The organism is Streptomyces sp. NPDC087901, assembly GCF_044742205.1.
In the GTDB taxonomy this organism is placed as follows: domain Bacteria; phylum Actinomycetota; class Actinomycetes; order Streptomycetales; family Streptomycetaceae; genus Streptomyces.
Genome location: NZ_JBIUUC010000001.1, coordinates 44521 through 60734, shown reverse-complemented (window position 1 = coordinate 60734; position 16214 = coordinate 44521). Strand labels below are relative to the sequence as shown.

At 71.2% G+C, this 16214-nt stretch carries 10 protein-coding genes and 1 pseudogene; 6 read left to right on the top strand and 5 right to left on the bottom strand.

Translation table 11 applies throughout. The annotated features are described in order from the left end of the window. Positions 1 to 253 (bottom strand): annotated as a pseudogene (locus tag ACIOEW_RS00220) (hypothetical protein); the annotation flags it as partial. A gap of 412 nt (positions 254 to 665) precedes the next feature. On the opposite strand from ACIOEW_RS00220, the gene ACIOEW_RS00215 reads away from it, so the two are divergent. Beyond that, on the top strand, positions 666 to 2015 hold the full coding sequence (locus ACIOEW_RS00215; protein ID WP_401960025.1) for a histidine-type phosphatase: 1350 nt from the start codon (positions 666 to 668) through the stop codon (positions 2013 to 2015). A gap of 86 nt (positions 2016 to 2101) precedes the next feature. Here the strand turns inward: ACIOEW_RS00215 and prfB are convergent, their stop codons facing one another. Continuing rightward, a complete protein-coding gene (prfB, locus tag ACIOEW_RS00210; RefSeq protein ID WP_362543498.1) occupies positions 2102 to 3211 on the bottom strand; it encodes a peptide chain release factor 2 in 1110 nt (369 codons plus the stop codon). 148 nt (positions 3212 to 3359) lie between these two features. After that, positions 3360 to 3806, bottom strand: coding sequence for a hypothetical protein (locus ACIOEW_RS00205; RefSeq protein ID WP_401960022.1), 447 nt, complete (start codon positions 3804 to 3806; stop codon positions 3360 to 3362). Between ACIOEW_RS00205 and ACIOEW_RS00200 the strand changes: the two genes are divergently transcribed. From ACIOEW_RS00200 to ACIOEW_RS00185, 4 genes are all read left to right on the top strand, one after another. Continuing rightward, a complete protein-coding gene (locus ACIOEW_RS00200; RefSeq protein WP_401960019.1) occupies positions 3805 to 4890 on the top strand; it encodes a hypothetical protein in 1086 nt (361 codons plus the stop codon). The two genes, ACIOEW_RS00205 and ACIOEW_RS00200, sit on opposite strands and share 2 nt — an antisense overlap. Before the next feature lie 1044 nt (positions 4891 to 5934). Next, complete coding sequence (locus ACIOEW_RS00195) at positions 5935 to 7632, top strand: RHS repeat-associated core domain-containing protein (protein ID WP_401960017.1); 1698 nt, start codon at positions 5935 to 5937, stop codon at positions 7630 to 7632. Continuing rightward, the gene (locus tag ACIOEW_RS00190) at positions 7629 to 8060 is read left to right on the top strand and encodes a DUF6896 domain-containing protein (RefSeq protein ID WP_401960014.1); all 432 of its coding nucleotides are present in this window, start codon (positions 7629 to 7631) and stop codon (positions 8058 to 8060) included. The genes ACIOEW_RS00195 and ACIOEW_RS00190 overlap by 4 nt, the downstream gene beginning before the upstream one ends. A gap of 103 nt (positions 8061 to 8163) precedes the next feature. Beyond that, positions 8164 to 8307 carry a hypothetical protein gene (locus ACIOEW_RS00185; protein ID WP_401960012.1) on the top strand — a complete coding sequence of 48 codons (144 nt, stop codon included), beginning with the start codon at positions 8164 to 8166 and terminating at the stop codon, positions 8305 to 8307. A gap of 60 nt (positions 8308 to 8367) precedes the next feature. On the opposite strand, the gene ACIOEW_RS00180 is transcribed toward ACIOEW_RS00185, so the two are convergent. Both ACIOEW_RS00180 and ACIOEW_RS00175 read right to left on the bottom strand, forming a co-directional pair. Continuing rightward, positions 8368 to 9621: a serine/threonine-protein kinase gene (locus tag ACIOEW_RS00180; protein WP_401960009.1), complete on the bottom strand. Its 1254-nt coding sequence runs from the start codon at positions 9619 to 9621 to the stop codon at positions 8368 to 8370. 194 nt (positions 9622 to 9815) lie between these two features. Then, positions 9816 to 11510, bottom strand: coding sequence for a serine/threonine-protein kinase (locus tag ACIOEW_RS00175; RefSeq protein ID WP_401960006.1), 1695 nt, complete (start codon positions 11508 to 11510; stop codon positions 9816 to 9818). Between the two features lie 606 nt (positions 11511 to 12116). Here ACIOEW_RS00175 and ACIOEW_RS00170 point away from each other — a divergent pair. After that, positions 12117 to 16064, top strand: coding sequence for an FHA domain-containing protein (locus tag ACIOEW_RS00170; protein WP_401960003.1), 3948 nt, complete (start codon positions 12117 to 12119; stop codon positions 16062 to 16064). Positions 16065 to 16214: the final 150 nt, after the last annotated feature.

Here is a 16214-nt window from a genome sequence, read left to right as displayed (position 1 = left end):
CGCCAGCGTCGGCACCCGCGTCAGCGCCAGCGTCGGCACCCGCGTCAGCGCCAGCGTCGGCACCGGCGTCGATGCCGCCGATCAGGCCGCCGTTGTCACCTTCGCCGGCCTGCAGACCGTTGTCACTGACCTCGACTCCGCCACCGATGTATCCGGCGGCCTGTGCCGCACCCGCGACAGTGAGCGAGGCGCCTGCGGCGATGACCGCACCCGCGGCTATCCGCGCAACGCGGACTCGCGTCTTCTTCGTCATGTGCTGCTACCCCCAGTAGCTGTTCTCGTCAATGGAGCAGCCATATGCGGGGCATGGCCCAGCGGGGTTTGCTCCGAACGCCGGCCGATGTCGTGCCGTGGCCATGCCGCCCGCCCCCGATCACACCTGTCCCAGACATACGCATGCTGCCCTAGCACCCTGTCCAGAGTTAAGGACTACGTCAAGGCCGTTCTGTGCAATGTGAACCGTTTTAGGCAGAGTTGATCCTCGTTCAGCACCACGACTGTGACGCACTCACCACGCCACCCATGCAACTCGCCACGCCAACTCACCTTCGCCCCGGGCCCGTTTCGGACGCCCGCAGGCCGCCCTGCGGCCATGTCCGGTTCATTCGAAAGGATCATGATCTGGGCATCCGACCGAACCGACTCGTCCCGAACCCGGTGAACCCATGCAGAAGCGAACCGCCGCACTCTCCCTGACGCTCGCTGTCTCCGCTCTGATACCGGCGACGCTGCCGGCGCAGGCCCAGTCGGACTCCTCCGGCTACTACGCCACCAAGACCCCGTACGCGCCGCAGCAGAACCTGCGGTCGTACCAGCACGCCCCCAAGGGCTTCGTCCCCGTGTTCACCGAGAACGTCTCCCGCCACGGCTCCCGCGCAGCCTCCGACAGCGAGGACGGCGACCTGATCCTGGCGCTGTGGGACAAGGCACGGGGCGAGGGACAGCTCACCGCCGCCGGCGAGCGGTTCGGCGGGGAGACGAAGGCGCTGCTCGCCGCCATGGACAAGATCGGCTACGGGCAGCTCAGCGGGCGCGGCGTGCGCGAGATCCAGGACACCGCCGCGCGGCTGGAGAGGCGCCTTCCCGGGCTCTTCAAGCAGATCGCCGCGGACTCCGAGCAGATCAACGTGACCAACTCCGGCAAGGACCGCGCTGTCGACAGCGGCGCCCTGTTCGCCGAGGCCCTCGCCGAGAACGACCCGGCCCTGGCGCCGCTCATCACGCCGGCCAGGACCGACGCCGACCTGCTCTACTTCCACAAGTCGGCCGGCGGCGCGGAGTACCGGGACTACGTCGACAACGACGAGCGGCTCGCCGCCACCCTCGACGGGATCACCGACCAGCCGGCCTCGCACACCGCGGCCCGCAACGTACTGAAGAAGATCTTCAAACCGGCGTTCGTCAAGCGGATCTCGGCGGGCGAGTTCGACTCGATCGGCACCGAGGTGGAGCTCGCGCAGGCCGTCTACGCCCTCTACAGCATCGCTCCGGCCATGGCCGACGAGGGCGACTGGAACATGAAGCGCTACATCGCCCCCCGTGACGCGAAGTGGTTCGCGTACCTCAGCGACGCCGAGGACTTCTACGAGAAGGGGCCGGGCTTCAACGACAGCGACATCACATACAAGATGGCGAACGTCCTGCTCGACGACTTCTTCAAGAAGATCGACGCCAAGCGGAACGGAACCAGCAACGCAGGCGCGGAGCTGCGCTTCACACACGCGGAGGAGATCATCCCGCTGGCCGCCCTGATGGGCCTGCCCGGCAGCACGAAGGCCGTGTCGGTGGCCCGGCCGTACACGTACGCCGACAACCCGTGGCGTGGCGAGTCGGTGGCGTCCATGGCGACGAACATCCAGTGGGACCTGTACCGGAAGGGGAACAAGTACCTCGTGCGAATGCTCTACAACGAGAAGCAGACCGCGTTCAAGAAGGGCTGCGAGCCGATGGCGAAGGGCAGCTACTTCTATGAGGTCGACGAACTGAAGCAGTGCCTCGGCCGCACCGCTTCCTGACCACTCCGAGCGCATACGCGACGACGGGCGTGGGAGCCTCGGCTCACACGCCCGTCGTCGCGCTGGTCCCGCCCGGCGGGACTAGCTCACTGCTTCTCGCTCTGCTTGCGCCAGCGGATGCCCGCCTCGATGAAGCCGTCGATCTCGCCGTTGAAGACCGCTTCCGGGTTGCCCATCTCGAACTCCGTACGCAGGTCCTTGACCATCTGGTACGGGTGCAGGACGTACGAACGCATCTGGTTGCCCCAGGAGTTGCCGCCGTCGCCCTTGAGCGCGTTCATCTTCGCCTGCTCCTCCTGGCGGCGGCGCTCGAGGAGCTTCGCCTGGAGGACGTTCATCGCGGACGCCTTGTTCTGGATCTGCGAGCGCTCGTTCTGGCAGGAGACGACGATGCCGGTCGCCAGGTGGGTCAGGCGCACCGCGGAGTCCGTGGTGTTGACGCCCTGGCCGCCGGGGCCCGAGGAGCGGTACACGTCGACGCGGAGCTCGGACTCGTCGATCTCGATGTGGTCGGTCTGCTCGACCACGGGCAGCACCTCGACGCCCGCGAAGGACGTCTGGCGGCGGCCCTGGTTGTCGAACGGGGAGATCCGGACGAGCCGGTGCGTGCCCTGCTCGACGGAGAGCGTGCCGTAGGCGTACGGGACCTCGACGGCGAAGGTGGTCGACTTGATGCCGGCCTCTTCGGCGTATGCCGTCTCGTAGACCTCGGTCTTGTAGTTGTGCCGCTCGGCCCAGCGGAGGTACATGCGCTGGAGCTTCTCGGCGAAGTCCGCGGCGTCGACGCCGCCGGCCTCGGCCCGGATGGTGACCAGGGCCTCGCGCGCGTCGTACTCGCCGGAGAGGAGCGTGCGGACCTCCATCTCGTCCAGCGCCTTGCGGACGGACTCCAGCTCGGACTCGGCCTCGGCGAGCGCGTCGGCGTCGCCCTCGTCCTCGGCGAGCTCGAAGAGCACTTCGAGGTCGTCGATCCGGCCGCGCAGGTTCTCGGTCTTGCGGACCTCGGCCTGGAGGTGCGAAAGCTTGCTGGTGATCTTCTGCGCCGCCTCCGGGTCGTCCCACAGGGACGGAGCGGCAGCCTGCTCCTCGAGCACGGCGATGTCACCCCTCAGCGCATCCAGGTCCAGGACGGCCTCGATCGACCCCATGGTCGAGGAGAGGGACTTCAGCTCTTCGGAAATATCGACGACTGCCACGGGTCCAGCGTAACGGCTGTCGGCGCGGGCGTTCCTCGGACTGCATGATCACGATCGCGTACGGGCGGGCAGTGCCCCTCCCGGACCCCGTCGAACGGGGGCCGGGAGGGACGGGACAGCTAGTCCGGGACGACCGCCCCTCCCGGCACTAGCCGCCCGGGAGGACGTCCGGCACCAGGACCGAAGGCCCGAAGGCGGTGGTCGCCGCGCCATATCCGTTTCGGGTGAGGTTCACGTGATCGCCGGCGTCGAAGTCGGCCGGCGCTGCGCCGTTGCCGAGAAGCAGGGGAGGCGGATCCAGCGGACTCGTCGCATCCGGTACTGCGACTGCCGACTCCATATCCACGGTGTCGACATACGGAGCGGTGAAGCCCTGCTGCTCCGAAATCCAGCCGTTGACGTTCACACGGTTGGCGTCCACGACTGTCGTAACGGGGTGCACCCCATTACAGCGAGTCAGCGTCTCCGACGTCACGAGCACGACGTACACGGCCGCCACCGCGACCACGCCGGCCAGCACCAAGGTCACCCAGCCGAAGGTCACCGGCCAGACCGCGGGCTTCGCCACCACGACGACGTCGGATCCGCGCGGCATGCCGTTGAAGACGACGGACGCCGCCGGCTACTCGACGACCAGCTCGTACGACGCGCTCGGCCGCCTCGGCTCGGTCTGGAACCCGGGCTTCCCCACCACCAACGGCCCGAACACCAAGTACGCCTACAGCCTGTCGCGGACCGTCCCGTCGACCGTCACCACGCAGACCCTGAACGACGACGGCGGCTACCGCACCTCGATCACCCTGTACGACGCCATGCTCCGCGAGCGCGAGACGCAGGCGGAGACGGCCGACGGGGGCCGGGTCGTCGCCGACGCCGTGTACGACTCACACGGCTGGCCGGTGAAGTCGGCCGGCCCGTACTACAACACGGGCACGCCGAACGGCACGCTGGTCTACGCCCCTGACAACCAGGTGCCGACGCAGACCGGCACGTTCTACGACGGCGGCGGCCGGGTCACCGACGCGGTGGCGTACACCCGGGCGACCGAGACCTGGCGGACCAGGACCGTGTACGCCGGTGTGGACCGTACGGACGTGGTCCCGCCCGCCGGTGCGACCCCGACGAGCACGGTCACCGACGCCCGGGGCAACACGACCCAGCTGATCCGTTACCACGGCAGCACCGCGTCGGGCGCCTCCGACTCCGTCTCGTACGGCTATGACGCCGAGGGCCGGCAGATCCGTCAGGACGACGGCCAGGGCCACATCTGGACCAGCACCTACGACCTGCTGGGGCGCAAGACCGACCAGGTGGACCCGGACACCGGGGCGTCGCACTCCGAGTTCGACGCCGCCGGCCGTGTGACCTCCGCGACCGACGCCCGCAAGAGGACCCTCTCCTACTCCTACGACGAACTCGGCCGGCAGACCGCGAAGTACGACACCACCGGCGGCGTGGAGAAGTCGGACGCCAACCCCTTACCCCCACGGACTGTGCCGTTACGGTCATTGGGGGCAGGGACGCGACGTCAGGGCGTCGTGGGCGTACGACTCGCTGAAGAAGGGGCTGCCGACCTCGTCGACGAGCTACTCGGGAGGTGCCGCGTACGTCAGCAAGGTGCTGGGCTACGACTCGCACGGCTGGCCGCAGGCGTCCGCGCTGGTCATCCCGGCCGATGAGGGCAAGCTCCAGGGCACATACCTCACGCAGAACCAGTACAACTCGACGGGCACCCTGCACTCGTACACGGACACCGCGGCGGGGTACCTGCCGCAGGAGACCTTCACCTACGACTACGACAAGTTCGGCCGCCAGAAGAGCGTCGGTTCCGGGTCGCTGCTGGCGGGGCTCACATACACGCAGTTCGACGAGCCGCAGCAGTTCACGTACGGCACGTCCGGCAACTTCGCGCAGCAGACCCTCGTGTACGAGGAGCAGACGCACCGCCTGAAGTCGTCCTTCACGGTCACCGCGTCGGGCGCGAAGGTCACCGACCGCACCTCGTACGCGTACGAGCCTGCGGGCAACGTCACCGAGGTCGCTGACCTGTTGGGCGACGGACAGACCGACACCCAGTGCTTCGGCTACGACTGGGCGCAGCATCTGAGCACGGCGTGGACCGCGACGGACGACTGCTCGGCCCGGCCGACGGCCGGTGCGGCGTCGACGGTCGGCGGTCCGGCCGCGTACTGGCAGTCGTGGACGTACGACGCGACGGGCAACCGCAGGACGCAGACCGACCACGACCTGGCGGGCGTCGCGGCGGGCGACACGGTCTCCACGTACAGCACCCCCGCGGCGGCCCAGGGCCCGGCCCACGCGCTGGCGAGCGTCGTGAAGGACGCGCCGGGCGGCGCCGACACGGACACGACGACCGACTACACCTACGACGCCTCCGGCAACGTCGACACCCGCACCTCGCGCAACGGTACGGACGACTTCACGTACGACTCCGAGGGCAAGCTGACCCAACTGGCCACCACCGGCACGGCCGATCCCACGAAGTACGTCTACGACGCCTCGGGGAACCTGCTGATCCGGCGGGACGCGGGGGCGACGGTCCTGTTCACCGGTGACCAGGAGCTGACGCTCAAGGCGGGCGCGGACCAGGCGGAGGGCAGCCGGTACGTCGCGCTGGGCGGGCAGCAGATCGCCGTCCACACGGCGGACGCCAAGGGCGACCGGTCGACTACGTCGTCTCCGACCGCCAGAACACCGGCCAGTTGCAGATCGACGCGGGCACGCAGGCCGTCACGCGTCGCCAGTACAAGCCGTTCGGCGAGGTACGGACAGCGGCGGCCGACTGGCAGGGCACGAAAGGGTACGTCGGCGGTCAGCAGGACGACGCGACGGGTCTGACGAACCTGGGAGCACGGGAGTACGACCCGTCGGTGGGCCGCTTCCTGAACCCGGACCCGCTGATCAGCGCGGGCGACCCGGAGAGCTGGAACGCGTACGCGTACGCCAACAACAGCCCCGTCACCCTGAGCGACCCGTCGGGCCTGTGCCCGGCGGACCTGTGCGGCATCGGCACACCGTACGGCGACGGCTCCGGCCGGATCATCACGGACGGGCCGGTCGATCCCGGCGGCCCCAACCGCACCACCTGCCACAAGGGTCGGTGCTCCGACGGCCTCGCGGTCGGCGACGACAACGGCGGCCGGGGCCACATCGGCAACACGACGCAGAACGTGCAGGCGGAGGCGGCCAAGGCAGCCCAGGAGGTGAAGACGGCGAGCGCCGTCGCCGCGGCGGCCAAGAAGCAGCGGGAGGGCCTGACCCAGAAGGTCATCAGCCTGGTCGCTGACGTCATCGGCCTCACGGACGCGGTGAACTGCTTCACCAAGGGCGACGTGATGGGCTGCGTCAACACGGCCTTGAACGCCGTGCCCTGGGGCAAGATCGCGAAAGCGATCAAGGCCGGCTGGAAGGCGTTCAAGATCTGGCGGGCCGTAAAGAAGGCCGACAAGCTGGTCAAGGAGGCCGAGGACCTGGTCCGGGCGGCCGAAGCCTCGGCGAAGGTGGCCAGCTCCCAGGTCAAGGCCATGGAATCGGCTGCGGCCGCCTGCACGAAGCACAGCTTCAGGGGCGATACGCCCGTCCTGCTGGCAGACGGCACGACGAAACCCATCGCGGATCTGAGACCGGGCGACGAGGTCACCTCGACGGACCCGCAGACGGAGGTCACGGCTGCCGAGAAGGTCGAACGCCACATCGTCACGAAGGACGACAAGGAGTTCACGGACCTCGTCCTGACACCAGGACCGGCCGCCTCGCACGCAGTCGGGCCGGTAGCGGCTCCCACTGCCGGCGCCGCCACCCCTCGCCCCGTCAAGCTCACGACCACGTGGCACCACCCGTTCTGGGACGCCACCCACCACCGCTGGACCGACGCCAGGAACCTGAAGCCTGGCACGGAACTCCGACGGCCGGGCGGGGCGAACGGGGCAACGTCGGCGGTGTCGGCGGTGTCGGCGGTGCGGAATTACCGGGCGTCGGGGGTCACTTACGACCTGACGGTCGGGGTTGTGCATACGTACTATGTGCTGACGGGGGATACGCCGGCACTTGTTCACAATTGCAATACCGCCGACCCGCACTCATTGAAGCCCACTCATGAGATCGAGGGGAATGCATCAACCAAGAAGGTCAAGACCTATCGTGATGCCATGCGTAATGGTGACTTCGACTGGGAGCAGAGTCCGATCTCGGTCGTGACGCACGAAGATGGGACACAGTACGTCGTGGATGGCCATCACAGGCTTGCGGCTGCCCGCATGGCGAATGTCGATGCCGTAGGCATCCGGGATGTAACCGGCCAATTGAACGATGGCGGATTTCTCGGCTACAAGGATATGGATGATGTGGTCGAGTCGGCATCGACGTTCTTGGGGAATCGACTGAACAGGAGAAAGTTGTGATCGAGCTCAGCGCGACTCTCCTTCAGGGGGCCTTGGTGCACTTCTCCGAGGCTCGAGACGCCATGAGGCGTACCTTTTCGAGGGAAACTGCACTCGAAATAGTGTCGGCCGTGCGCCGTGACGAAATTCCCCGAAAAGGTGTATGTGTCAACGGGTGCGAGTATTTTGTCCATGGTGCCGGATATACGGTTGTGCTGCCTTCGGGCGGGCAAGTGCATATTGATGGCGATCCGGAGGGCGACTTCTTCACCTCGTATGACATCTCCTTCCTCTTGGAGAGTTCCGGTGGCGCGCGCTATGGGAATTCTGACGTGAGGGCTGCGTGTGAGGATTTCGCCGATCAGGGTATTCTTCGGAGAGTAGGCGTAGGTTACTCTCTTGCATCGCCAGGGGGCCCACCTTCTGTGGATCAAGCTCCTGACGTGTAGGTTCGCAAATTTGAAGCCGCATCATTGTGGCTGATGGGGCTTCAGAGGCGCTTGACGGCAGTAGTTGACGGCAACGGCGGCGGACACCTGGTGTCGGCCGCCGTTGCCGTCCGTCGTCGTCGCCGACCCCGAGACCGGAAAGACCAGGGTCCGCGCAGTCGCCGGCACTATCGTCACCGGGGACGACAAGCACTTCGTCGAACTCATCCTCAAGACCGAGGAGTACGGGGGTTGCAGCAGCGGCTGAAACCGCGTCAACGGATCAGGGCGTGGAAAACGGCGGGTCACACACCTCTCGCCACGCCCCCTACGGCGCCGCCGGCGCCGAGTTCTTCGTGTCCTGGGGGGACTGGGACCCCGCGTCGTGGCCGCTCAAGGCCACGTAGCCGCCCACCCCCACCGCCGCGACCAGCACCAGGGCCGCTGCGCTCAGGGTGAGGCGGCGTTTGCGGATGGCTGCCGACTTGTTGCGGGCCGAGCCGGGGCGGGGTTTGCCCGGGGCGCGGGGGGCTCGGGCGGTGCCGCGGGGGCCGCCGGAGAGTTCGTCGGGGGCCGGGACGCGCATGCTCGTGTGGGTGTCCCGGTTGGAGTCGGGGGACGATCCGGGGACCAGCGGGACCGCGCCGCGGCGGCGCGGCTCCTCGGTGGTGGGGGTGTACTGCTGCTCGTCGTAGGCCTGGCCGTGTGCGTCGGACTCGGACTCGTCGTCCGGTTCGTCCACGTCCAGGGGCGGTATCCCGGCCAGGTGCGGGAGCTGCTCGCGCAGCCGGGCCGCCAGTTCGGAGGCGCGCAGCCGGGAGGCCGGAGCCTTGGCGAGGCACTGGACCAGCAGTTGCCAGAGCTCGTCGGGGATGCCGGGCAGCGGGACGACGGTCTCGGTGACGTGGCGGCGCAGGACGGCGCCGGGGTGACCGCCGCCGAAGGGCGTGAAGCCCGCGAGGAGCTCGTACAGCACAGTTGCCAGGGCGTAGATGTCGACGGCGGCGCGTGGCGGGAGGCCCTCCACGATCTCGGGGGCCAGGTAGTCCGGCGTGCCGATGATCTTGGTGGCCTTGGTGCGGCGCGGGGTGTCGATCAGCTTGGCCACACCGAAGTCGGTGAGCAGCGCGGGGTGGGAGTTGCCGGGGCCGAGCGGGCCCTCCATGTCGAGCAGGATGTTCTCCGGCTTGACGTCGCGGTGGACCACCCCGGCGGCGTGCGCCGCCGCGAGGCCGTCGGCGACGTCGGCGACGATCGCGACGGCGGCCTCGGGGGCCAGCCGGCGCTCGCGGTCGAGCCGGGTGCGCAGATCCGTGCCGCGGACCAGGTCCATGACCAGGGCCAGGTCGTTGCCGTCCACCACGAGGTCGCGGACCGCGACGACGTGCGGATGGTCGAGCTTGAGCAACGCGGTGCGCTCCTGGACGAAGCGGCCCACGAGTTCCTGGTCGGACGCGAGGTCCTCGCGGAGCAGCTTGATGGCGACGGGCCCCTCGGGGCCGTCGCCGAGCCACACCGTGCCGGCGCTGCCGCGCCCCAGAATCTGGTGGGCGGTGTACCGGCTGCCGATATTCCGTGCCAAGACTGCTCCCTCAGCGGCTGGCGATGGACCCTCGCACAACAACCCCCGGTCGACAAAGTTACGCGGCGATCGGGGGGTTGCGTGCCCTGGATGGCGCCAACCTTCACTTCTGCGGGCGAATTGCCTCGGAATTGGTCCGCAGAAGTCGATATAGCTACAGAGTCCGGTCGGGTGCCCGGTTGTCCGGGGGCCCGTCAGGTTGCGCTGCCGCCGCTGTCGCCACTGTCGCCGCCGAGCTTCGAGATCCAGCCGGTGACGGTGTCGAAGGCGTCGGTGATCGCGTGCCAGTAGCTCTGCCCCTGGCCGATCCAGTCCTTCAGCGGGGTGAGCTCCCAGATCAGCCAGCTCGCGACGAAGAGCAGCACCAGCGTGAACAGGCAGCCCTTCAGGCAGCCGAGGCCGGGGATCTTCATCGGGTTGGCGTTGCGCTGCCTCGGCTCGCGGGGCGCGCGCTGGGCCGGCTGCTGCGGCTGCTGGGGCTGCTGCGGCGGCGCGTACTGCTGGCGCTGTTGCTGCGGCTGGTACTGCTGCTGCTGAGGCTGTGGCTGGTACTGCTGCTGGGGTTGCTGGCGGTACTGCTGCTGTTGCTGCTGCTGCTGGGGGTATTGCTGCTGCTGGCGCGGCTGTTGCTGCTGGTGCGGCTGTTGCTGCGGCTGCTGGCGCTGGGGGCGGCGGCGCAGCGGGTCCTGGCTCGGGTCGAGGTACTGGACCTGCGTCTGCTCGTTGCGGTCGCGGGCGGCCTGGAGCTGGGACTGCCACGGGTGCGGTCCGTCGGGCTGCGGGGTCCCCTCGGGGCGCGGCGGGACGGGCGGCATGACCGCCGTCGGGTCGGCGTGACCGCCGCCCGGCCCGGCGTTCTGCTGCATGACGCTGGTAGCCCCGTTGGGGTCGTAGGCGTTCGGGTCGTACGAGCCGGCGTTGCTCGGCAGTACCTGCGTGGGGTCGGCCACTCCCGGCATCTCCGGGACGGCGGTGGGCGCCGGGTCGGGCGCGAGCAGGGCGCCCACCCCGTCGGCTGCCGCGATCTGCGCGGAGTTCGCGTGCACGCCGATGCCGGCGGCGACGGTACGCAGCGCACGGGCGAGGTTCTCGGCGCTGGGCCTGCGGTCCGGGTCCTTGCTCAGGCAGCGCTCTATCACCGTCCACAGCGGGGCGGGGACGGTGCTGGGGCGGCGGGGCTCCTCGCTGAGGTGCCGGTGCAGGACCTCCAGCGCGGTGCCTCCCGCGAACGGCGGACGGCCGGTGACCAGCTCGTACAGCAGGATTCCGGCGCCGTAGATGTCGACGGCGGAGGTCTGCGGGCGGCCCTCGGCCGACTCGGGCGCCACATAGGCCGGCGTCCCGACGAACTCATGGGTCCGGGTCAGGCCCGGGGAGTCGGCGAGGCGGGCGATGCCGAAGTCGGTGAGCATCGGATGCATCTGGCCGTCGCGCTCGTCGAGCAGCACGTTGGCGGGCTTCAGGTCGCGGTGGACGACGCCGTCGGCATGGCTGGCGGCGAGCGCGTCCGCGATCTGCGCGGTGAGCAGCGAGGCGGCGACCGGGGTGAGCGGGCCGTTGTCGCGGAGGTAGCGGTGCAGGTCGGGGCCGTCGATCAGGTCCATGACGAGGGCGAGGAGATCGCCCTCGACGACCAGGTCGCGGGTGCGCACGATGTTCTCGTGCCTCAGCCGCAGCAGCACGGAGCGCTCGCGCAGGAACCGCATCACGACATCCGCGTCGTTGGCGAGCTCCTCCTTGAGGACCTTGATCGCCACGGTCTCGCCGGGCTGGCCTGCGACGGCCGCCTCGGCGCCCGCGGTCTCACGCTGGCGGGCGCGCCAGACGGTGCCCGTGGCGCCGCGTCCCAGCGGCTCCTCGAGCAGGTACTTGCTGCCTACCGGCCGCACGTCATGCGCTCCCTGCTGATCGTGGTGCTTGCGGTCCCCCGGATCCGTCCGGAGTTCCGGCCCACTCTAGTGGGGCGGCCGGAGTGGACGGCCGGGTCGGGAAGGTTACCTTTTTGTCCGCATTCCCCGTAATCCCCGGAGTCCCCCGGAGTTCCCGGTAGTCCCCCGCAGTTCCCCTGAGGAGTGCGGTCTGCCCGCCGCCCCGGCGCACCGGCTACGGAGGAAGACGCTCGTCCCGGGCCGATGGTTGCCGTGGGAAAGTCCGCCGGAACGGCTCCGGACCACGGTCCGGATCAACGTCTGGATCACCGTCCGGACCGCGGTCCGGATCACGCCGAGTGCAGCCCGGGTCTCTTGCGAGCTGCCAGAGGAACCGGCAAAGCAGGCACTTTTGGGCGCACAGCCGACGTTTCAAGATCACTTAGCGGTGACCCCCGGGCGTGTTGTCAGTGGCAGGTGCGAGGATGCCTCCAGCACGGAACTGTGGGGTCGGGAGCCCTGCGGTACGTGACGAACCTGTACCGGACGACGCGTCCGTGCCGGGTGGGGGGAATCACAGAGCGTCTCCCCTGCCGGTACTGCGCGCAGAAGGGACCGCTGACGGCGATGCAGATCCGGCTGACCGTCCTCGCGCCGCGCAGCGGCCAGACCCCGGCGCGCGCCTGCGATGTGCTGGTCACCGCCCCCGCGGGGACGGCGCTGGCCACCGTGGCATCCAACCTGGCCGCGTCCGTTTCCGGACCCGACGGCTCCCTCGGCAGCGGCGCGGTCGTGCTGTTCGCCGGGCGGGAGCGGCTCGACGCGCAGCGGTGCGCGCTCGGCGAGCCGCCCCTGGTCGACGGGGCGGTGCTCTCGCTCCAGGTCCCGGGCGAGGACGAGACGGCGGATGACGCCGTCCCGGCCCAGCTGCACGTGATCGCGGGGCCGGACGCGGGCGGGGTCCACCTGCTGCACGGCGGGCAGATCCGGATCGGCCGCTCGGCCGACGCCGACGTCCCGCTCGACGACCCCGATGTGTCCCGGCTGCACTGCGCGGTGACCGTCTCCGCGGACGGCCGGGTCTCCGTCGCTGACCTCGGATCCACCAACGGCACCTCGCTGGACGGCACGGACGTCCGCGACCGTCCCGTCCGGCTGAACCCCGGCGCGCTGCTCCGGCTCGGCGAATCCACGCTCCGGCTCACCTCCGGTGCGCGGACACCGACGCTGGGGACGGCACCGGACGGCGAGGGCCATCTGCGGGTGGCCTCGGCGCCGGCCACCACCCCCCAGCCCCCGGACCACGGCTACGGCCCGGCGTACGGCGAACCGGAGGAACACGACGGGCCGGACGCCGCACATGAACACGAGCGCTCGGCCGGCCCCGACGGACGGTCCCCGGCGCGGCCGCGTGCCGGCCGGGTGCCGGACGACGGGGCGCCCCGTCGCGGCGGCATAGGCGCCTGGGCCCGTCGGCTCACGGGCGGCAAGGGAGACCCGGTGCACGAGAGCGTGCCCGACGAGGCCGGTCCCCCGGCTCCCGCCGCGACGTTCACCGCGCTGCCCACCGCTCCCGAGGGCACCTGGCCGGATCCGGCCGCCGTCCTGCTGACCGCGCTCGGCCCGGGCCCCCGGCTGTGGGAGCGCGACACCGCGCACCCGGAGGCGCTGGTGGTCCGGCTGGGCACGACCGACCGGGCCGACCTGCCCGCCGTGCCGGTGACGGTGGGGCTGCGGGAGGCCGGTTCGCTGGGGCTCGCCGGGCCTAGGGAGCGGCTGGCGGGGCTCGCCCGCTCCGCCGTGGCCCAGCTGGCCGCGCTGCACTCCCCAGCCGATCTGGAGATCGTGCTGATCAGCACGGACCGGGCGCGCGGCACGGATGAGCGGCGGCGTGAGTGGGCCTGGCTCGGCTGGCTGCCTCATCTGCGGCCGATGCACGGTCAGGACTGCCGGCTGCTGCTGGCGTACGACCGTGAGCAGGCGGTCGTCCGGACGACGGAGCTGGTGCGCCGCCTGGACGAGGGCCCGCTCGGACCCGGCTGGGCGAGCCTCGATCCCGGTACGGTCGCCGAGGCCGCCCGGCACTACGAGGGCCCGTTCACCGTGGTGATCGTCGACGGCGACCCCGGTTCCGCGGTGCTGCGCGAGAACACCGCCAGGCTGGCAGCGGCGGGTGCGGCGGCGGGCATCCATCTGATCTGTCTGGCGGAGACCCCGGCCGCCACCCCCACCTCGCCGGTCGCCGCGACGTACGAAGCGGCCTGTCATGCCTCGATCGCCTTCCGCGAATGCGGGGCCGTGGCCATACTCAGTGGTGATGTGGCGACGGCCATACGGTTGCTGCGCACCGCGGGCGGCCAGGCGGCCGGTCACGGCACGATGGCCGCGGTGGACGCGGTGTCGGCGCACTGGGCCGAGCGGTTCGCGCGGGCCCTGGCCCCGCTGCGCGCCGAGGGTTCGACCGCGCTGCCGGGCCACCGCGCCGCGGTGGCACTCCCGCCGTCCGCCCGCCTCCTGGACGAGCTGGGCCTGGCCCGCGCCACCCCGGCCTCACTGATGGCCCGCTGGGCCTCGGCAGCTGACGACCAGCCGGGGGCGACGGTCCGCGGCGCGGGCACCTGGACGGGCGGTACGGGAGCGGCGGCCGACGACACCCGCGGCTCGGCCCGCACCCCCCACCCGGGCGCCACAGGCCCCCGCGTGGGCGCCCAGCGCACCCCCACCGACCCGCCGCACACGGGCGCACCACGCGACTCGGACGACGACAGCCGCGCCCGGGGCTCCGGCCGCACTCCATACCCCGGCACGACGGCCGCCCCCGACTCCGGCCGCACGCCGTACCCGGGCAGCGCAGACGCCCCGGGGTCCGGCCGCACGCCGTACCCCGGCACGACGGACAACCGCGACTCCGGCCGCACGCTCTACCCCGGCAGCGGGCCCGCCACCGGTTCCGGCCGCCCCCCGTACCCGGGCGGCAACGACACCCACGCGGGCGTGCCGCGCCACACCTCCGCCCGTGGCGACGCGTACGACGACACGAGCTCCGGCCGCACCCCGTACCCCGGCAGCACCGGCTCCGGGAGCACCGGCTCCGGGAGCACCGGCTCCGGGAGCACCGGCTCCGGGAGCACCGGCTCCGGGAGCACGCCCTACCCGGGCAGCAGGGGATCGGCCCGCACCCCGTACCCCGGCAGCTCCGGCTCCGGCTCCGGCCGCACGCCCTACCCCGGCGCCGGCGACTCCCCCGGATCCGGCCGCACCCCTCACCCCCGCGTCGGTGCGCAGCGTTACGACGGGGGGGCCGGGGACAAGCCGAGTTCCCGCACCCTGCCGGGCTCCGACACCCGTTCCTGGGACGGGGCCGGAGACGTGACGGGCGCCGACAGCCTGCGCACCGCCGGATCAGGTCGCTCCTCGAACCGGGTCAGCGGGCCGCGCCAGGGAGACGCGCCCCAGGTCGCCGCGCGCGGTGCCGAGTCGGGGCGGGCGCCCACGCCCGCTCCCCGGGCCGCCGCCACCGAGGGCGTCCCGGCCGGGGCGGCCGGGCGACCCGTCGTGGTGCTCGGGGCCGGGCCCCGGGGACCGGTGAGTGTGGATCTCTCCGACGAGGGGCCGCACCTGCTCATCGAGGGGCCCGGCGGCAGCGGGCGTACCGAACTGCTGAGGGCGGTCGCCGCCTCGCTGGCCGCCGCCGACCGGCCCGACCGGCTCGGCATCCTGCTGGTCGACGGGGCGGGCGGCGAGCGCGGCGAGAGCCTGCGCCCCTGCACCGAACTCCCGCACGCGTTCACGCACTTGGTGGCCTCCGATCCGGTCCGGATGCGGGAGTTCGCCCAGGCGCTCGGCGGTGAGGTGAAGAGGCGGGCCGAGCTCCTCGGCGGGCTCGACTTCGCCGACTGGCACAGTCGGCACGAGGAGGCGCAGCGCATGGCCGGGCAGCGGCCGTCCGGCCCGTCCGAGCAGCGCGGTGACGTCGAGTCCGCGATGAGCGGCACTTTGCGGCTGCGGACCACCTCGGCGCGGGCGACGGACCCGGGGCCCTCGCCGCTGCCCAGGCTCGTGGTGCTCGTCGACGACTTCGACGCGCTGATCGCCCCGGCGCTGGGCAGCCCGGGCCGGCCGGCCGCGGGTTCGGTCGTACGGGCGCTGGAGGCCGTGGCCAGGGAAGGCGGCCGGCTCGGCATCCACCTGGTCGCCACGTCCGCCCGCCCGGACCGCACGGAGGACACGGATCTGGCCCGCGGGGCGCGGTTGCGCGTCGTGCTCGATCCGCCCGTGCTGCCGCCGTCGCCGGACGAGCCGGCGCCGGGCCGTGGGCGGCTGGGCCATCCCGACGGGCGGGTGACACCGTTCCAGGGCGGCCGGGTGACCGGCCGTATCCCGCGCACGGCGACGCTGCGGCCCACGGTCGTACCGCTGGAGTGGGAGCGGATGGGCGATCCGCCCACCCGTCGCCCGGTCCGCGAGCTGGGCAACGGGCCGACGGACCTGGCGCTGCTGGCCAGTGCGCTGGAGCGGGCGGCCCGTTCGGTGAACGCCGAGCCGCTGCCACCGCTGCCGCCCGCACACTCCTGAACGGCGGTGGGCCCACCGAGGTGGGCCCACCCGGGGGGCCCACCGTCCGCAATACCCTCATACCTGCCCTGACCTCACGTCACGAGCCCATCACGATCAAGGAGTTGGGCCCTCTGACGGTATTGCGGCGCCCGGGTACCGGGCGTAGGA